Annotated in this window: 17 protein-coding genes; 10 read left to right on the top strand and 7 right to left on the bottom strand. The window is 68.2% G+C overall.

What is annotated here, in order from left to right; translation table 11 throughout:
* Positions 1-5 precede the first annotated feature (5 nt).
* The gene (locus tag CY658_RS19630) at positions 6-1,301 is read left to right on the top strand and encodes an acetyl-CoA hydrolase/transferase family protein (RefSeq protein WP_101491926.1); all 1,296 of its coding nucleotides are present in this window, start codon (positions 6-8) and stop codon (positions 1,299-1,301) included.
* Positions 1,302-1,325: 24 nt separating this feature from the next.
* On the opposite strand, the gene msrA is transcribed toward CY658_RS19630, so the two are convergent.
* The 4 genes from msrA to CY658_RS19610 form a co-directional block, all read right to left on the bottom strand.
* Complete coding sequence (gene msrA / locus CY658_RS19625; RefSeq protein WP_101491776.1) at positions 1,326-2,030, bottom strand: peptide-methionine (S)-S-oxide reductase MsrA; 705 nt, start codon at positions 2,028-2,030, stop codon at positions 1,326-1,328.
* An 89-nt stretch (positions 2,031-2,119) separates the two neighbouring features.
* Complete coding sequence (locus CY658_RS19620) at positions 2,120-2,371, bottom strand: pentapeptide MXKDX repeat protein (protein ID WP_101491775.1); 252 nt, start codon at positions 2,369-2,371, stop codon at positions 2,120-2,122.
* Between the two features lie 108 nt (positions 2,372-2,479).
* On the bottom strand, positions 2,480-3,274 hold the full coding sequence (locus CY658_RS19615; protein ID WP_101491774.1) for a molybdopterin-dependent oxidoreductase: 795 nt from the start codon (positions 3,272-3,274) through the stop codon (positions 2,480-2,482).
* Entirely contained in the window at positions 3,271-3,894 is a 624-nt protein-coding gene (locus CY658_RS19610; RefSeq protein WP_101491773.1) for a cytochrome b/b6 domain-containing protein, read from the bottom strand. Before CY658_RS19610 ends, CY658_RS19615 begins: the two co-directional genes overlap by 4 nt.
* A gap of 97 nt (positions 3,895-3,991) precedes the next feature.
* Here CY658_RS19610 and CY658_RS19605 point away from each other — a divergent pair, with 97 nt between their 5' ends.
* The 4 genes from CY658_RS19605 to CY658_RS19590 all read left to right on the top strand — a co-directional run bounded on the left by CY658_RS19605 (position 3,992) and on the right by CY658_RS19590 (position 8,580).
* Positions 3,992-4,723 carry a response regulator transcription factor gene (locus CY658_RS19605; protein WP_101491772.1) on the top strand — a complete coding sequence of 244 codons (732 nt, stop codon included), beginning with the start codon at positions 3,992-3,994 and terminating at the stop codon, positions 4,721-4,723.
* On the top strand, positions 4,723-6,198 hold the full coding sequence (locus CY658_RS19600) for a sensor histidine kinase (RefSeq protein ID WP_101491771.1): 1,476 nt from the start codon (positions 4,723-4,725) through the stop codon (positions 6,196-6,198). Before CY658_RS19605 ends, CY658_RS19600 begins: the two co-directional genes overlap by 1 nt.
* Before the next feature lie 99 nt (positions 6,199-6,297).
* On the top strand, positions 6,298-7,221 hold the full coding sequence (locus CY658_RS19595; protein ID WP_095948677.1) for a crotonase/enoyl-CoA hydratase family protein: 924 nt from the start codon (positions 6,298-6,300) through the stop codon (positions 7,219-7,221).
* A gap of 141 nt (positions 7,222-7,362) precedes the next feature.
* Positions 7,363-8,580, top strand: coding sequence for a glycerophosphodiester phosphodiesterase (locus CY658_RS19590; RefSeq protein ID WP_257884929.1), 1,218 nt, complete (start codon positions 7,363-7,365; stop codon positions 8,578-8,580).
* Between the two features lie 28 nt (positions 8,581-8,608).
* Here the strand turns inward: CY658_RS19590 and CY658_RS19585 are convergent, their stop codons facing one another.
* From CY658_RS19585 to CY658_RS19575, 3 genes are read right to left on the bottom strand one after another with little or no spacing between them, the layout of a single operon-like run.
* Positions 8,609-9,520, bottom strand: a complete 912-nt coding sequence (locus tag CY658_RS19585) for a transglutaminase family protein (RefSeq protein WP_099789631.1) — start codon at positions 9,518-9,520, stop codon at positions 8,609-8,611.
* Positions 9,521-9,559: 39 nt separating this feature from the next.
* Complete coding sequence (gene mnmC, locus CY658_RS19580; RefSeq protein WP_257884928.1) at positions 9,560-11,368, bottom strand: FAD-dependent 5-carboxymethylaminomethyl-2-thiouridine(34) oxidoreductase MnmC; 1,809 nt, start codon at positions 11,366-11,368, stop codon at positions 9,560-9,562.
* 7 nt (positions 11,369-11,375) lie between these two features.
* Positions 11,376-11,651 carry an oxidative damage protection protein gene (locus tag CY658_RS19575; protein WP_013541095.1) on the bottom strand — a complete coding sequence of 92 codons (276 nt, stop codon included), beginning with the start codon at positions 11,649-11,651 and terminating at the stop codon, positions 11,376-11,378.
* 138 nt (positions 11,652-11,789) lie between these two features.
* Here CY658_RS19575 and CY658_RS19570 point away from each other — a divergent pair, with 138 nt between their 5' ends.
* From CY658_RS19570 to ssuD, 5 genes are all read left to right on the top strand, one after another.
* Positions 11,790-12,839, top strand: a complete 1,050-nt coding sequence (locus CY658_RS19570) for a sulfate ABC transporter substrate-binding protein (protein WP_101491769.1) — start codon at positions 11,790-11,792, stop codon at positions 12,837-12,839.
* Positions 12,840-12,938: 99 nt separating this feature from the next.
* Positions 12,939-13,523 (top strand): NADPH-dependent FMN reductase, encoded by a 585-nt coding sequence (gene ssuE / locus CY658_RS19565; RefSeq protein WP_070060842.1) that lies wholly within the window; start codon positions 12,939-12,941, stop codon positions 13,521-13,523.
* A gap of 123 nt (positions 13,524-13,646) precedes the next feature.
* Positions 13,647-14,687 carry a sulfonate ABC transporter substrate-binding protein gene (locus CY658_RS19560; protein WP_101491768.1) on the top strand — a complete coding sequence of 347 codons (1,041 nt, stop codon included), beginning with the start codon at positions 13,647-13,649 and terminating at the stop codon, positions 14,685-14,687.
* Positions 14,688-14,711: 24 nt separating this feature from the next.
* Entirely contained in the window at positions 14,712-15,671 is a 960-nt protein-coding gene (locus tag CY658_RS19555) for a sulfonate ABC transporter substrate-binding protein (RefSeq protein ID WP_101491767.1), read from the top strand.
* Positions 15,672-15,819: 148 nt separating this feature from the next.
* On the top strand, positions 15,820-16,989 hold the full coding sequence (ssuD, locus tag CY658_RS19550; RefSeq protein ID WP_101491766.1) for an FMNH2-dependent alkanesulfonate monooxygenase: 1,170 nt from the start codon (positions 15,820-15,822) through the stop codon (positions 16,987-16,989).

Genomic DNA, 16,989 nt, shown 5'->3' with positions numbered 1-16,989 from the left:
CGCGCATGACTGCCCAGACCCTGTACGCGCAAAAGCGCGTCTCCGCCACCGATGCCGTGCGCCAGGTGCGCAACGGCGACATGATCATCGTGCCCACGGGCGTCGGCGAGCCGCCGTCGCTGCTCACGGCGTTGTCCGAGCAGCGCCGCGACTTCCGCGACGTGAAGGTCGCGCAGATTCTTGCGATGCGCAAGTACGCCTACATCGACCCCGAGACGGTCGAGCATGTGCGCCACGTCGCGCTGTTCTTCGGCGGCGCCACGCGCGCCGGCGGGCAGGCCGGCTGGATCGACTTCATTCCCAACTACTTCTCCGAGATCCCGGCGCAGATCGAGCGCGGGCAGATCGCGGCCGACGTGGTGTTCAGCATGGCCTCGCCGATGGACGCGCACGGCTACTTCGCGCTGAGCCTGGGCCCCGACTACACGATGGCCGCCGTGGCGAAGGCGCGCGCGGTCGTGCTCGAGGTGAACCCCAACGTGCCCTACGCGCACGGCAACTGCCACGTGCACATCTCGCAGGTGGCGGCGCTGGTCGAGAGCACCGAGCCGGTGATGGAGGTCGGCCTACCGAAGATCGGCCCGGTGCAGGAAGCCATCGGCAAGCACGTGGCCGACCTGATCGACGACGGCGCCACCTTGCAGATCGGCTACGGCGGTATTCCCGACGCGGTGGTGATGCAGCTCACGGGCAAGCGCGACCTGGGCATCCACACCGAGATGATCGGCGACGGCATCCTCACGCTGGTGGAGAGCGGCGCGGTCACCAACCGCCGCAAGAACTACCTGCCGGGCAAGTCGGTCGCGACCTTCGCGCTGGGTTCGAACAAGCTGTACCGCTTCATGGACCGCAACCCGGGGCTGGAGATGCACCCGGTGAACTTCACCAACGATCCGGCGCTGGCGGGGCTGAACGACAACCTCATCGCCATCAACGCCACCATGCAGATCGACCTGCTGGGCCAGTGCGGTTCCGAGAGCCTGGGCCACGCGCCGTATTCGGGCACCGGCGGGCAGTCGGACTTCGTGCGCGCGGCCAACCGCTCGCGCGGCGGCAAGGCCTTCATCGTGCTGCCTTCGACGGCGAAGGACGACAGCATCTCGCGCATCGTGCCGTCGCTCTCTCCGGGCACGCACGTGAGCACGAGCAAGAACGACATCAACTACGTCGTCACCGAATACGGCGTGGCGCAGCTGCGCGGCAAGTCGGCCAAGCAGCGCGCGCAGGAGCTGATTGCGATTGCGCACCCGAACTTCCGGGCGGAGCTGACGGAGCAGGCGAAGCGCGCGAAGTTGTTGTAAACGTGGGGTGACCCAGGGCGCTGATCAGCTGGCCTTGCTCGCCCGCACCAGCGACGGCGTGGCCTTGTAGCTCTCGGGGAACAGCTTCTTCAGGTCGTCGATCTTCGGCAGGTCGTGCATCGCGATGTAGGGCTGGTTCGGGTGCAGCGTGAGGTAGTCCTGGTGGTAGTCCTCGGCCGCATAGAAGGGCTTGGTCATCTCGACCGTAGTGGCCAGCGGCTTGTTACCGAAGGTCTTGGCCTGGTTCAACTGGGCGATGTAGGCGTTGGCGATGCGGGCCTGTTCGGCGTTTTCGGCGAACACGGTGGAGCGGTACTGCGGGCCGGTGTCGGGGCCCTGGCGGTTGAGCTGGGTGGGGTCGTGCGCCACCGAGAAATAAATCTGCAGCAGCTTGCCGTAGCTGACCTTGCGCGGGTCGTAGCTGATGCGCACGGCCTCGGCATGGCCGGTGCGGCCGGAGCCGACCTCGTTGTAGCGCGCGGTGCGGGCCTCGCCGCCCGCATAGCCCGAGAGCGCATTGCTCACGCCCTCGACGCGCTGGAACACGCCCTGCACGCCCCAGAAGCAGCCGCCCGCGAACACGGCGGTGGCGGTGGTGGCGTCGGCTGGCGCAGCAAGGTCGACCGTCGGCGCGGGCACGCGGCGCGTGGTCTCGGCGAAGGAAGGGGCCGCGTGCCAGGCGAAGGCGGCGGCGGCGAGCGTGCCGGCGGCGATGGCGAAGGATTTCATGGCGGTCTTTCGTAGGGAACGCAGATGAGAGAACAGTGATCCCGATCCCGCCGACCGTCAATGGCGGCGGGCCGGGCAGAGAAAGAGGCTTACTTCTTCATCTCGTCCTTGCCCATCGCGTCCTTCTTCATGTCGTCCTTGCCCATGGCATCTTTCTTCATGCCATCTTTGGCCATGCCGTCCTTCTTCATGGCGTCCTTGCCCATGGCGTCTTTCTTCATCCCGTCCTTGGCCATGCTGTCCTTCTTCATGCCGTCCTTGGCCATGTCGTCCGCGGCAAAGGCCGAGGCGCCGGCGAGGGCCATGCAGGTGGCGAGGAGGGTGGCGGTGAGCTTGTTCATGTCGGTCTTCCTGAGTTGAGGTTGGGTTTTGTTGTCAAGATCGGCGCGGTCCCCGATGGAGACACGGCCTCGCGCTTTCTTCGGCAGTCGAGCGGCTGTGGCAGCCCCTCAGCTCCCTCCGAACCAGTTGTAGCCCTGGTCTTCCCAGTAGCCACCGGGATAGGTGTTGGTCACATACATCGCCTGGATGTGCTTCGGGTTCTTGTAGCCAAGCTTGGTCGGCATGCGCAGCTTCATCGGGAAGCCGTACTTCGGCGGCAGCGGCTGGTCGTCGTAGCTCAGCGCCAGCAGCGTCTGCGGATGCAGTGCGGTCGGCATGTCGATGCTGGTGTGGTAGTCGTCCGCGCATTGGAAGCCGACGTACTTGGCGCTCAGGTCCGCGCCCACATGGCGCAGGAAATCGGCAAAGCGCACGCCGCCCCATTTGCCGATGGCGCTCCAGCCTTCCACGCAGATGTGGCGCGTGATCTGGTCTTCTTGCGGCAGGGCGCGCAGCTCGGCGAGCGTCCAGCGGCGCTTGTCGGCGACCATGCCGCTCACTTCGAGGCGGTAGGTGGCCTCGTCGACCTCGCGGATCTCGTCCTCGCCGTAGTAGGCGTTGAACGGAAAGGGGCGCGTGATCTCGGTCGCGGTGTAGGTCGGCGCCAACCGCGTCGGGCTGAAGAGCCAGCCCTGCACTTCGTCGTTGAAGCGCGAGACTTTGTTCAGCGCAGCTTCCACGTGGCTGTCGTCGCTGATGCTGCAGCCGGTGAGCATCGACAGGCCGCCCAACGTCAGCGAACGGCGCAGGAACATTCGGCGCGAGGGGGCGTCGAGCCGGCGCTCGATGAGTGCGCGGGCTTCGCGCACCACGGCGTTGCCGTCGATACCGACCAGGGGAGGGCGTTGGAAAAAGAGGCTCATGGGGTGTGGGGTGCGCGACCGCGCAGCATGGTGAGCAGGGTGCGGGGCACGAGCGCCACCATCACGAGGTGCACGGCAACGAAGGCCACCAAGGCCGCCATCGCCACGAAGTGGATGCGGCGCGCGGCTTCGTAGCCGCCCATCAGTTCGCGCAGGATGGGGAATTGCACCGACTTCCACAGCACCAGCCCCGACAGCACGATCGCGACCAGGTCGACGATCACGAACAGGTAGGCCAGCTTCTGCACATGGTTGTAGTGGCGCGGGTCGGCGTGCGAGAGCTTGCCGCCGAGCGCGGCCCGCGCATCGCGCCAGAGGCCAGCCGGCGAGAGCGGAAAGAACTTGCGCGCGAAGCGCCCGCTGGCAATGTTCAGCACTAGGTAGACCAGCCCGTTGAACACCAGCAGCCACATCGCCGCGAAGTGCCACTGCAGCGCGCCGCCGAGCCAGCCGCCCAGCGTGATGGAGGCCGGAAAGCGAAAGTCGAAGAAGGGCGCCGCGTTGTAGATGCGCCAGCCGCTGGCCACCAGCACGAGCACGGCCAGCGCGTTGAGCCAGTGCGTGGCGCGCATCCACAGCGGGTGGATCGGTCGCTTGTCAGGGGCGGTGCGTGTCTGCATGGGCCGGATTGTTGGGCGCACCCCCTCGCCGATTCATCACGCAAAGTTCAAAGAATCGTGATAACTCCGGGGCCCGACTCGCGGGACAATCGCGGCCATGGACACCGCCAAACGCGTGCTGATCGTCGAAGACGACGCCCACATTGCCGAACTGCTGCGCATGCACCTGCGCGACGAGGGCTATGCGGTCGAACACGCCGCCGACGGCAACGCCGGCCTGCGCGCGCTGGAGCGCGGCCAGTGGGACGCGCTGGTGCTCGACCTCATGCTGCCCGGCATCGACGGCCTCGAAATCTGCCGCCGCGCTCGCGCCATGGCGCGCTACACGCCCATCATCATCGTGAGCGCACGGTCCAGCGAAGTGCACCGCATCCTCGGGCTCGAACTCGGCGCCGACGACTACCTGGCCAAGCCCTTCTCGGTGCTGGAACTGGTGGCGCGCGTGAAGGCGCTGCTGCGGCGCACCGACGCGCTGGCGCGCAACGCACGGCTCGATTCGGGCAGCCTCACGCTCGGCAACCTCGACATCGAGCCGCTGGCGCGCGAGGTGCGCGTCGACGGCAAGCCCATCGAACTCACGCCACGCGAGTTCGACCTGCTGTACTTCTTCGCACGCCACCCCGGCAAGGTGTTCTCGCGGCTGGACCTGCTCAACCAGGTCTGGGGCTACCAGCACGACGGCTACGAGCACACGGTCAACACGCACATCAACCGGCTGCGCACCAAGGTCGAGGCCGATCCGGCCGCGCCGCGGCGCATCCTCACGGTGTGGGGGCGTGGGTACAAGCTCGCGGCAGACGACGCTGCACCCAAAGGTGACGCGCCATGATGGCCTGGGCCACGCTGTCGCGGCGGCTGTCGATCGCCTTCGCGGTGCTGCTGCTGGCCTGCTGCGGCGCTTCGGCGTGGCTGCAGATGCGCGCCGGCGCGCAGCACGCGCAAGAGGTGACGCAGCGGCTGTCGCTCGGGCTTGCGGCCCACATCGCGCAGAACACCGAACTCATGAAGCCCGGCGGCCTCGACCCGGTCGCGGTGAAAGACCTGTTCGACAAGCTCATGACCGTCAACCCCAGCGTCGAGGTCTACGTGCTGGGACTCGACGGCCGCATCGAGGCCCAGGCCGCGCCGCCGGGGCACCTGAAGCGCGACAAGGTGGCGCTGGAACCGATCCGCCGATTGCTGGCCAGCGAGCGGCTGCCCATTGCGGGCGACGATCCACGCAGCCCCGACGGCACCAAGGTCTTCAGCGCCGCGCCGCTGCGCATGGGCGGGCGCGACGCGGGCTATGTGTACGTGGTGCTGCAAGGCGAAGACCACGATGCGCTGGCCGCCAACTTCTCGGCCGACACCGTGCTGCGCACCACGCTGTGGTCGATGGCGCTGGTGGCACTGCTGGGGCTCATCGCCGGGCTGGTGGCATTCCGCCTCATCACGCGGCCGCTGCGCGAGCTGACGGCGGCGGTGCGCCGCTTCGAGGCCGAGGGCATCGAGGCGCTGGAGCGCGAGGCGCCCATGCCCGCACCGCCACGCCGCGCCGACGACGAGATCGCGCAGCTGCAGCAGGCCTTCGAGCAGATGACGCGCCGCATCGCCGAGCAATGGCGCGAACTGAGCCTGCAGGATCGGCAGCGCCGCGAGCTCTTCGCCAACATCTCGCACGACCTGCGCACGCCGCTCACTTCGCTGCATGGCTACCTCGAGACGCTGCTGCTCAAGGCCGGCACGCTCAGTGAAGAGGAACGTCGCCGCTACCTGGAGATTGCGCTCGGCCAGAGCCGCAAGGTCGGGCGGCTTGCGCAAGAGGTGTTCGAGCTGGCGCGGCTCGAGTACGGCGTGGTCAAGCCCGAGAAAGAAAACTTTGCACTCGCCGACCTCGTGCAGGACGTGTTCCAGAAGTTCGAACTCGCGGCCGAGGCGCGGCGCCAGCAGCTCAAGCCCGACATCGCACCGAACCTGCCCGTGGTGTCGGCCGACCTCGGCATGATCGAACGCGTGCTGACCAACCTGCTGGACAACGCCATCCGCCACACACCGGTCGGCGGCGAGATCGAGGTGCGCCTGCGCCCGTCCGACGCCGGCGTGGCCGTGCAGGTGAGCGACACCGGCCCCGGCATTCCGGGCGAGCTGCAGAAGGGCCTGTTCACGCGGCCTGCCTTTGCCGATGGCGGCACGCGCGGCGGCGGGCTGGGGCTGATGATCGTGCAGCGCATCCTGCAGCTGCACGGCAGCGACATCCGGCTCGTACCGCAGCCGGGCAAGGGCGCGGTGTTTCTGTTCCGGCTCGGGGGCGCAACAGGGCGCTGAAGGCGTTGAACCCGGCGGTCGGCGGGTTTGCCAGCGGGCGGCGGGCGATGCTACAAGCGAAGCGGCATCCCCCAAAAGAACCGCAGGAGACCACCGACCATGCCCGCTTTCGAGACCGTCCTGATCGACAAGGACCCGCAGCACCCGCGCATCGCGCGCCTCGTGCTCAACCGCCCAGAGAAGCTCAACGCCATCGGCGACAGCACGCCCACCGACATCCGCCGCGCGGTCGAATGGGCCGAGGCCGACGACGAGGTGCATGTGATCGTGGTCGAGGGCGCGGGCCGCGCCTTCTGCGCCGGCTACGACCTGGGCGACTACGCTGAGGGCCACGGCCGCGAAGGCCAGGGCGACCATCCCTGCCGGCAGGAGAAAACGCCGTGGGACCCGATGCTCGACTACGCCGCCATGAAGCGCAACACCGAAGACTTCATGTCGCTGTGGCGCTGCCGCAAGCCGACCATCGCCAAGGTGCACGGCTACGCGGTGGCGGGTGGCAGCGACATCGCGCTGTGCTGCGACCTGCTCACCATGGCCGACGACGCGCGCATCGGCTACATGCCCACGCGCGTGTGGGGCTGTCCGACCACCGCGATGTGGACCTACCGCCTGGGCGCGCTGCGCGCCAAGCAGCTCATGTTCACGGGCGACACCATCACCGGCACGCAGGCGGCCGACTGGGGGCTGGCCAATTTCGCGGTGCCGGCGGCGCAGCTCGACGAGGCCACGCTGGCGCTCGCGCAGCGCATCGCGGGCGTGCCCAGTTCGCACCTCATGATGCACAAGATGGTCGTCAACCAGGTCTGGCATTCGATGGGGCTGGAGCAGACCCAGATGTTCGCCACCGTGTTCGACGGCATCACGCGCCACAACCCCGAAGGCATGTGGTTCCGTCGGCAGGCCGAGGCCGAAGGCTTCAAGAGCGCGGTGCAGTGGCGCGACAGCGGCCGGCCGATTCCCGAAGGGGACGAGGCGAGGGCGCGCATCGCCGAGCTCGAAGCGAAGCTGGCTGCGCGCGGCTGAGCGCGCTGTCGCGTGACACCTGCTCCCATGTCACGCGACCGACATATCCCCCCTCGATGATCCGGCGCGCCTGCCGTTTGTCACGTTGACGGCGGAAAGATGGCGCATCCATTTCGATGGATACAAAAGGGGAGGATTTCAATGCAAATGTTCAATTTCTCGCGCACGGCCCTCGCGGCCTGTGCTTGCGCATTCATGGCCGCTTGCGGTGGTGGCAATGGCGGCGGCGGCGTCCCGATGTGGCCCATCGCGCCGGTCTCGCCACCCGCGCCGGCACCTGCGCCCGCCCCGGCGCCCGCACCTGCCGAGGCCGCCCCCGTGCTCGTCATCGGCCACCGCGGCGCGCCCGCGCTGCGGCCCGAGCACACGCTGGCCTCGTACCAGCAGGCCATCGACGACGGCGCGGATTTCATCGAGCCCGACCTCGTGCCCACCAAGGACGGCGAGCTGGTCGCCCGCCACGAGAACGCCATCGCCATCGTCAACGCTGCCGGTGAGGTGCTCGAAGCCACGACGAACGTGGCCGAAGTGCCCAAGTTCGCGGATCGCAAGGCCAAGAAGACCATCGACGGCCGCGAAGTCATCGGCTGGTTCACCGAAGACTTCACGCTGGCCGAGCTCAAGGAGCTGAAGGCGCGCGAGCGCATTCCGGCGTTGCGTCCGGCCAATGTGTCGTTCAACGACCAGTTCCAGGTGCCCACGTTCGACGAGGTGATCCAGCTTGCCAAGGCGCAGTCGGTGGCCAAGGGCCGCGTGATCGGCATCTACCCCGAGACCAAGCATCCGACGTACTTCCGCTCGATCGGCCTGCCGCTCGAGAAGAAGCTGCTCGACACGCTGCACAAGTACGACCTCGACAAGGCCGACGCGCCGGTGTTCGTGCAGTCCTTCGAAACCGGCAACCTCAAGGACATCCGCCTGAAGAGCACGGTGAAGATCGTCCAGCTCATCGACGGGCAGGGCGCGCCGTATGACCTCGTGGCGCTGAACGACAAGCGCACCTACGCCGACCTCGTGAAGCCCGAAGGCCTGGCCGAGATCGCGACCTATGCAAACGGCATCGGCCCCGCCAAGGCGCGCGTGATCCCGGTGGTCGACGGCAAGCTCGGCACGCCGACCACGCTCGTGAAAGACGCGCACGACAAGAAGCTGCTGGTCCACATCTTCACGGTGCGGCCCGAGAACAACTTTTTGCCCGACAGCCTGAAGAAGGCGCCGAAGACCGACCCGACCGTGTACGGCGACACCGCCGGCGAGATCAAGGCGTTCCTCGATGCGGGCATCGACGGCTTCTTTGCCGACAGCGCGGCCACGGCGGTGCCGGCGGTGCAGGCCTACCGCGCGGCGCAGCCGAAGTAATAAGTCGAACGGAAGGACGCAGGGGCGCTCAGCTGCCCTTGCGGCGCTTCACGACCACCGTGGCCTCGAGGCCTTCATAGGCCTCGGCGTCGCCGTACCAGCTGCCCGAGATGGGCGCCGCCAGCGCGGGGTCGCGCGCCACGCCCACGCGGATCAGCTGGCCGCTGCCCATGAGGTTGTTGGTCGGGTCGAAGGCCAGCCAGCCTGCGCCGGGCAGGTAGGCCTGCAGCCACGCATGCGTGGTGCCGGCGCCGGTGACCGATTCACCGGGCGCCTGCAGCGCGGTGTCGTTGTCGAGCGCGGCGTCGTAGAGGTAGCCAGAGACGAAACGCGTCGCGATGCCGAGGCGGCGCGTGGCTTCCATCATCAGCAGCGCGTAGTCGCGGCAGCTGCCGCTGCCCAGCGCCAGCGTTTCGAGCGGCGTCTGCGTGCCTTCCTCGTCGCGCGCCTTGTACTGGAAGCTCTGGCCGATGTGCGCGTTCATGCGCGTGAGCACGTCGCGCGTGCTGTTGGGCTGGTCGGTGTGCAGGAACTGGTGCGCCCAGCGGATCAGCGTGCCATTGGCATCGTCGTCGTGGTACGGGCGCAGGTAGTGCTCCAGGTCCAACCGCTCTTCCACCGAGTAGGCAAAGGGCAGGAACTCGGCCGACGGGTCGAGCGTGAGCAGGTCGCGCTGCGACGGCGGCACGTGCTCGATGGTGAACGAGCACACGATGCGCAGCTCGGTCGCTTCGCCCAGCGGCTGCACCAGTGCGACGGAGTTCGAGTACGGGTCTTGAATGAGCCGCGTGAGGGCCTGCGGGCTCACCTGCAGGTCGGTGGCGAGCACGCGCAGGTCGTGGCTGTCACGCGGACGGAACATCACGCGGTGCAAGCCGAAGGTGACCGGCTTGTTGTAGCGGTAGACGGTGGTGTGGGTGATGTCGTACTGGATGGCCATCGTGCATTGTGCGGTGCGCGCGTGACGGCGGGGAGCGGGTCAGTCCGAACCAGGCCAGAGCCGCTGCGTGCCGAGCGCCTTCGCGAGCGTTGCGGGCAGCGGCAGCGGCTCCCCGTGCCACTGTGCCGCCAGCAGCTCGGCGCACAGCGTGGCAAAGCTCAGGCCGCGCGAGCCCAGCGCGGTGCAGGCCCAGAGGTCATCGTCGGCGCCCGGTGCCAGTGGGCCGACCAACGGCCGGCGATCGCCCGAGGCGCAGCGCACGCCGACCCAGGCGTGGGTTTCTCCGAGCTCGAAGGCGGGTGCGAGCGCGGCAGCGGCGCCGGGGTGCAGGCGCGCGAGCCGTTCGCGGTTGGCGAGGCCGTCGGCGTCGGTGGGGGCGAGGTCGGTGCTGTCGCGGTCGAAGGTGGCGCCGATCAGCCAGAGCGGCTGCGGCGCCTCGCCGTCGGGCACACCGGCGATCAGGTGGCCGTCGCCGTTGATGGGGGTGACGGGCAGGGCGGTAGCGTCCGCGCGGCCCCAGGCGACCTGGCCGCGCACGGGTTGCAGCGGCAGGTCGGGCGCGAAGTGGTGCGATTCGAAGCCTGCGGCCACGATGACGCGGTCGGCTTCGGCGAGCAAGGTGCCGGCGTTGTCGAACAACTGCCATTCGGCGCCTGTGCGTGCGAGGCGTGCCACGTGGCTGCCACCGCGGAACTCGACACCCGGTTGGTCCAGCCACGCGGCGATCAGTTGGTGCGGACGCACCCAGGCCGCGCGCGCATGCCAGAGCGCCGGCGTGTCAGGCGGCAAGCCGGCCGCCGCGAGCCGGTCGGCTTCAGCAGGCCAGGATTCGTTCGGCCCGTTCGCGCTCCAGCCGGGCGGCACGCGCACGTCGCCGTCGGGCCGACGCTCGAGCGACCCGTGGGCGCCCCAGTCGCGGCCGTTCTCGAGCCGGAGTTCCAGTTCGCTCCAGGTCGCACGGATGCCGGCGCGCGTGAGGCGCGACAGCAAGGCGTCGTCGGACGACACATGCGGCGCCAGCAGCCCGACCGGCAGGCCCGAGGCGCCCGCGGCCGGCGCGTCGGCCGCATCGAGCACGGTGACCCGCCAGCCGCGCCGCGCAAGGCTGGCAGCGACCGCAGCGCCAGCGAGACCGGCGCCGATCACCGCGCAATGGCCGGGCGCATCGACGCCTTCGCGCACCGGCTGGCGGCGCCGGACGGTCCAGGCGGGCGCGAACACGCCGCGCAGGCTGCCAGGGCGCGGGTCGAGCTGAAAGCCGTTCTGCGCCAGCGCATGACGCACCCCGTCGTCATCGGTGCGGGCCGCGAGGCTGGTGCCCTGGCGAGCGAAGCGCGACACCGCCTTGAGCGTGTCAGGCAAGGCGGTCGCGGGGCCGAAGCCGTCGAGAAAGAGGCTATCGGCCTCGAAACGCTGCGCGCGCAGCATCGGCTGCAGCTCGCCGATGCACAGCGTGAGCAGCACGCGGCCGTCGTCGAAGGCCAGGCGGTGGAAGCCCGGCAGCAGCCCGACCCATTGCCGAGTCAGCTCCGCGGCGAGCGGCGCCAGCGCCGGGTCGACTTCAGTCGCTCGCAGCAGATCGCCGGCCGGAGCCGGATGGACGTCGACCGCGACGTAATGCAGCAGGCGCGGCCGGCGCGGGTCAGCGCGCCAGGCCTGCCAGGTTGTCAGGAAATGAAGGCCCGGCCCGAAGCCGGTTTCGAGAATCCGCCATTGCGGACGCCCGGACCAGGCGGCGGGCAGGCCGCAGCCGTCCAAAAACACACGGCGCGAAAGCGCCGAGGTGTCGTTGTCGAGGGGGGAGGTGTCGCCGGAGCGCGCGCCGAGCGGGGTGCCGTCGGCGGCCACGCCGAATTCAGGCCGCAGGAGGAGGAACGTAGCCTTGCGCCACGTCGGCGCCTTCGCCGAAGAAGTGCTTTTCCATCTGGCGTGCCAGGTACTGGCGGGCGCGCAGATCGGCCAGGTTCAGCCGGTTTTCATTGACCAGCATGGTCTGTTGCTTGAGCCAGGCGGCCCAGGCTTCCTTGCTGACGTTTTCCCACAGGCGCTTGCCCAGGTCGCCGGGATACGGCGGAAAGTCGAGTCCTTCGGCCTCTTTGCCGAGCTTGATGCACTGAACCATGCGTGCCATTTGATTGCCTCTTGTGGGGGAAAGCGGGTGCTTAGTTGATTTGGCTATTTAGAACTGAGAACTTGGTCGTTCCAGTTCCTATATGTCGTATTCAGAATACGCAGCTTCATTGATATGCCTTTTTAAGAGCAAGACACCATGAGCCTTCGCCGCGACTTTATCAAGCTTTCCCTGGGTGCCGGCGTGGCCGGTGCCTTGGCCCTGTCGGCATTGCCGTCGTTTTCGCAGGGCGCGGCGGGCGCCAAGGGCCCCGTGACGCTGCTCAACGTGTCGTATGACCCGACCCGCGAGCTGTACGTGGACTACAACCAGGCCTTCGCCAAGTACTGGAAGGCCAAGACCGGCCAGGACGTGAGCGTCAAGCAGTCGCACGGCGGCTCTGGCAAGCAGGCCCGCTCGATCATCGACGGCATCGATTCCGACGTGGCCACGCTGGCCCTCGGCGGCGACATCGACGCCCTGGCCACGCACGGCGGGCTCGTCAAGGCCGACTGGCAAAAGCGCCTGCCGCACAACTCCGCCCCCTACACCTCGACCATCGTGTTCCTGGTGAAGAAGGGCAACCCCAAGGGCCTGAAGGACTGGAGCGACCTGGTGAAGCCGGGCGTGCAGGTGATCACGCCCAACCCCAAGACCTCGGGCGGCGCCCGCTGGAACTACCTGGCCGCCTGGGAATTCGCCAAGCGCAAGTACGGCGGCGAGGCGCAGGCCAAGGAATTCGTCGGCAACCTGTACAAGAACGTGCCCGTGCTCGACACCGGCGCGCGCGGCTCGACCATCACTTTCGTGCAGCGCGGCGTGGGCGACGTGCTGCTGGCCTGGGAAAACGAAGCCTTCCTGGCGCTGAAGGAATTCGGCCCCGAGAAGTTCGAGATCGTCGTGCCGTCCATCTCCATCCTGGCCGAGCCCAGCGTGGCAGTGGTCGACAAGGTGGTCGACAAGAAGGGCACACGCGCCGTGGCCGAGGAGTACCTGAAGTACCTGTACTCCGACGAAGGCCAGGACATCGCGGGCCGCAACTTCTACCGCCCGACCTCGGACAAGGCCAAGGCCAAGTACGACAAGCAGTTCCCCAAGCTCACGCTGGTGACCATCGACGAAGCCTTCGGTGGCTGGGCCAAAGCCGACAAGGCGCACTTCGCAGACGGCGGCTCCTTCGACCAGATTTACGCGCCCAAGCAGAAGTAAGCGCAGCAGTTCCGGAATCGATCGCTGGTGGCACCCCGTGGGAGGGCGCCGGGGATCGCTTCGCCTTGAATTTCTCCTGAAGCCCAACGAAAGTTTCTCGTGTCCGTTCTCCTGATTGCCGGCAGCCCTTCGGCCCCGTCCCGTTCCACCGCCTTGCTCGACGCGGTGGGCGAGCGGCTGGCCCAACGCCATGCGCGCATCGAGCGGCTCGCGATCCGCGACCTGCCGGCGCAGGCCCTGCTGCTGGCCGAGTGGGCGCATCCGGCCATCGAGCGCGCCATTGCCCAGGTGGCAGCGGCCCGCGTGATCGTGGTGGCGACGCCGGTCTACAAGGCCGCCTACAGCGGCGTGCTGAAGGTCTTTCTCGATCTGCTCTCGCAGAACGCGCTCAAGGGCAAGACGGTGCTGCCATTGGCCACCGGCGGCAGCCCGCACCACATGCTCGCGCTCGACTACGCCCTGCGCCCCGTGCTGCAGTCGCTGTCGGCGCGCCACATCCTGCCGGGCGTCTACGCGAGCGATTCGCAGATCGCGCTGACGCCCGAGAACGCCTACCAGGTGCACCACGACCTGGCGGAGCGACTCAACGAGGCCGTCGAGGTGCTCGCGACCGAAGGCCTCAAGTTGCCGGCGACCCACGGCTTCGAGCCGGTACCCTTTTCCCGTGTGCGATGTAGCGTCTGACGACCGGGTTCCTCGCTGAACCCGGCCCCGGCCAGACCTCTTTCCGTTCCCCGTTTTTTTGAAGCCGCCTGTGTGCGGCCGGGGGATCGCTTTGCCTCACGTTTTTGCACCAAGGAATTCCGCATGAACCCCGTCGCTCCCGAAGACTCCGTGTTCGAAGTCGCGCCGCGCTCCTTCTGGCAGGCGCTGCGCGACCTGGCCATCAGCGCCATCGTCGTCACCGCCATCGCGCTGATCGTGAGCTTCATCTCCGCCGCCTCGGCGCATGCGCAAGGCAAGCCCAAGGGCGAGCTGCGCATCGGCTACCAGAAGTCGGCCAGCCTGTTCGTGCTGCAGAAGGCGCAGGGCACGCTCGAGAAGAAGCTCTCGCCGCTGGGCTTCGGCGTGAAGTGGGTCGAGTTCCCGGCCGGGCCGCAACTGCTCGAAGGGCTCAACGTCGGCGCGGTCGACGTGGGCTATGTCGGCGAGGCGCCACCCATCTTCGCGCAGGCCGCGGGTGCGAAGTTCGTCTACTTCGGTTACGACCCGGCCGCGCCGCGCGCCGAGGCGATCCTGGTCACGAAAGATTCGCCCATCGCCTCGGTGGCCGACCTCAAGGGCAAGAAGGTTGCGCTCAACAAGGGCAGCAACGTGCACTACCTGCTCGTGAAGCAGCTCGAGAAGAACGGCCTGAAGCTCTCCGACATCCAGCCCGTGTACCTCGCGCCCGCCGACGGCCGCGCCGCCTTCGAAAGCAAGAACGTCGACGCCTGGGTGATCTGGGACCCGTTCCAGGCCGCCGCCGAGAAAGCCACCGGTGCCCGTGTGCTGGCCGATGGCACGGGTGGTGCCGCCGGCGTGGTCAACAACTACCAGTTCTACCTGGGCGAGCGCGGCTTCGTGAAGAAGCACCCGCAGGTGATCGACGCGCTGTTCGCCGATTCGGTGGAGCAGGGCATCTGGCTCAAGAGGAACCTGCGCCAGGCCGCCGAGCTGATCGCGCCGCTGCAGGGCCTGCCCGTGGACGTGGTCGAGCTGGCGCTGCGCCGCTACGAGTTCAACGTGAAGCCGATCACCGCGGCCGTCGCGGCCGACCAGCAGCAGATCGCCGACACCTTCTACGCACTGAAGCTCATTCCCAAGCCCATCAAGGTCAGCGACGCGGTCGTCACCGCCCAGCCCTGAGAAGTTTCAAAGGATCAACTCCCCATGACCCGCATTGCCATTCCCCGCCGCCGCCTGCTCCAGGGCGCGGCCGCCGCCCTCGCGCTGCCGTCGTCTTTCGCCGCGCTGGCGCAGGCCCCCGCACGCCAGTTGCGCATCGGCCACCAGAAGGGCTACTTGAGCGTGCTCAAGGCCCGCGGCACGCTCGAGAAGCGGCTCGCGCCGCTGGGCGCGACCGTGAAGTGGACCGAGTTCACGGCCGGCCCGGTGCAGCTCGAGGCGCTGAACGTCGGTTCGATCGACTTCGGCGACGTCGGCGAAGCGCCGCCCATCTTCGCGCAGGCCGCCGGTGCGCCGCTGGCCTACGTGGGCGCCACGGTGCCGCGCCCGAAGACCGAGGCGGTGCTGGTGCCCAAGGCCTCTGCCATCCAGACCGTGGCCGACCTCAAGGGCAAGAAGATCGCGCTCAACAAGGGCTCGAACGTCCATTACTTCATCGTCAAGCTGTTCGAGAAGCACGGCCTAGCGTACAGCGACCTGAACCTGGTCTACCTGCCGCCGGCCGATGCGCGCGCCGCCTTCGAAAAAGGCTCGGTCGACGCCTGGGTGATCTGGGACCCATTCCTGGCCGCCGCACAGCAGTCGCTCGACGCGCGCATCCTGGCCGACGCCGTGGGCGTGGTCGGCAACCGCGCCTACTACTTCTCGTCACTCGACTACGTGGCGAAGAACGCCGACGTGCTGGCCATTGCGATCGAAGAGGTCAACAAGATCGACCAATGGGGCGCGGCCCACCGCAACGAACTGGCCGCGGAGCTGTCGGCGATTTGGGGGCTGCCCAAGGCGGTGGCCGACCTGTCGCAAGGCCGCACCGCCTACGGCACCGGCCCGATCACCAAGGCCATCCTGGCCGAGCAGCAGCAGATTGCCGACACCTTCTTCTCGCTCAAGCTGATCCCCAAAAAGATCAACGTGCTCGAAGCCGCCGGCGCGGGGATCGCGTGATGGCCGCCGTGTTGTCGACTGCGCTGCACGAGCGCGCCGGCCGAGTGCTCGCCCTCACGGCGCTCGCCTGGGGCGTGGTGTCTGCGCCGCGCCGCCTGCCTTTCCTGCTTGCCATCTGAATCCACGAACGAACGACCGAGAGTCCCCGATGCAGATCTTCTGGTTCCTCCCCACGCACGGCGACAGCCGTTACCTCGGCACAAGCGAAGGCGCGCGCGCCGTCGACCTGCCGTACCTGCAACAGATCGCCGGCGCGGCCGACCACCTCGGCTACGAAGGCGTGCTGATTCCGACCGGCCGCTCCTGCGAAGACCCTTGGGTGATCGCGTCCAGCCTGATCGGCGCGACGAAGAAGCTCAAGTTCCTGGTGGCCGTGCGCCCGGGCCTGCACCAGCCCAGCCTGGCCGCACGCATGGCCGCAACCTTCGACCGGCTCTCGGGCGGACGCCTGCTCGTGAACCTCGTCACCGGCGGCGACCAGGCCGAGCTGGAAGGCGACGGCGTGTACCTCGACCACGCGGCGCGCTACGAGCAGTCGGCCGAGTTCATCCGCATCTGGCGCGAGATCATTGCGCGCAGCCACGAGACCGGCACCTACGACTACGAAGGCAAGCACCTGAGCGTGAAGGGCGCGCGGCTGCTGTTTCCGCCGGTGCAAAAGCCACACCCGCCCGTGTGGTTCGGCGGTTCGTCGGCCGCGGCACACGACCTCGCCGCCGAACAGGTCGATGCCTACCTGACCTGGGGTGAGCCGCCCGCGGAAGTGTCGAAGAAGATCGCCGACGTGCGCGCACGCGCCGAACGCCAGGGCCGCAGCGTGCAGTTCGGCATCCGCCTGCACGTGATCGTGCGCGAGACCGAAGACGCCGCCTGGAAGGCTGCCGAAGAACTCATCAGCCGCGTCGACGACGACACCGTCGCGCGCGCCCAGGCCGCCTTTGCGCGCATGGACTCCGAAGGCCAGCGCCGCATGGCCGCGCTGCATGCCGGCGGTGCCAAGCGCGGGCGCGCCGACCTGGAGATTGCGCCCAACCTGTGGGCCGGCGTGGGCCTGGTGCGCGGTGGCGCAGGCACGGCGCTGGTGGGCGATGCCAAGACCGTGGCGGCGCGCATCGAGGAGTACGCGGCGCTGGGCATCGACAAGTTCATCTTCTCGGGCTACCCGCACCTCGAAGAGGCCTACCGCTTCGCCGAGCTGGTGTTCCCGCTGCTCTCGCGCAAGGCGAAGACGCAACTCGCAGGCGGCTCGCTGAGCGGCCCCTTCGGCGAAGTCGTCGCCAACCTCGACGCGCCCTCCCGACTCGTCTCCCAAAGCTAG

The organism is Variovorax sp. RO1 (genome assembly GCF_002849325.1).
GTDB lineage: Bacteria > Pseudomonadota > Gammaproteobacteria > Burkholderiales > Burkholderiaceae_C > Variovorax.
This window is presented reverse-complemented; position numbering and strand designations above follow the sequence as displayed.

Excerpts from the sequence above, each read along its gene's own strand:
- CY658_RS19630 (WP_101491926.1), top strand. The coding sequence starts at position 6 with ATGACTGCCCAGACCCTGTACGCGCAAAAGCGCGTCTCCGCCACCGAT.
- CY658_RS19595 (WP_095948677.1), top strand. The coding sequence starts at position 6,298 with ATGCCCGCTTTCGAGACCGTCCTGATCGACAAGGACCCGCAGCACCCG.
- CY658_RS19590 (WP_257884929.1), top strand. The coding sequence starts at position 7,363 with ATGCAAATGTTCAATTTCTCGCGCACGGCCCTCGCGGCCTGTGCTTGC.
- CY658_RS19585 (WP_099789631.1), bottom strand. The coding sequence starts at position 9,520 with ATGGCCATCCAGTACGACATCACCCACACCACCGTCTACCGCTACAAC.
- CY658_RS19610 (WP_101491773.1), bottom strand. The coding sequence starts at position 3,894 with ATGCAGACACGCACCGCCCCTGACAAGCGACCGATCCACCCGCTGTGG.
- CY658_RS19620 (WP_101491775.1), bottom strand. The coding sequence starts at position 2,371 with ATGAACAAGCTCACCGCCACCCTCCTCGCCACCTGCATGGCCCTCGCC.
- msrA (WP_101491776.1), bottom strand. The coding sequence starts at position 2,030 with ATGAAATCCTTCGCCATCGCCGCCGGCACGCTCGCCGCCGCCGCCTTC.
- ssuD (WP_101491766.1), top strand. The coding sequence starts at position 15,820 with ATGCAGATCTTCTGGTTCCTCCCCACGCACGGCGACAGCCGTTACCTC.
- CY658_RS19605 (WP_101491772.1), top strand. The coding sequence starts at position 3,992 with ATGGACACCGCCAAACGCGTGCTGATCGTCGAAGACGACGCCCACATT.
- CY658_RS19600 (WP_101491771.1), top strand. The coding sequence starts at position 4,723 with ATGGCCTGGGCCACGCTGTCGCGGCGGCTGTCGATCGCCTTCGCGGTG.
- CY658_RS19570 (WP_101491769.1), top strand. The coding sequence starts at position 11,790 with ATGAGCCTTCGCCGCGACTTTATCAAGCTTTCCCTGGGTGCCGGCGTG.
- CY658_RS19615 (WP_101491774.1), bottom strand. The coding sequence starts at position 3,274 with ATGAGCCTCTTTTTCCAACGCCCTCCCCTGGTCGGTATCGACGGCAAC.
- CY658_RS19555 (WP_101491767.1), top strand. The coding sequence starts at position 14,712 with ATGACCCGCATTGCCATTCCCCGCCGCCGCCTGCTCCAGGGCGCGGCC.
- CY658_RS19560 (WP_101491768.1), top strand. The coding sequence starts at position 13,647 with ATGAACCCCGTCGCTCCCGAAGACTCCGTGTTCGAAGTCGCGCCGCGC.
- CY658_RS19575 (WP_013541095.1), bottom strand. The coding sequence starts at position 11,651 with ATGGCACGCATGGTTCAGTGCATCAAGCTCGGCAAAGAGGCCGAAGGA.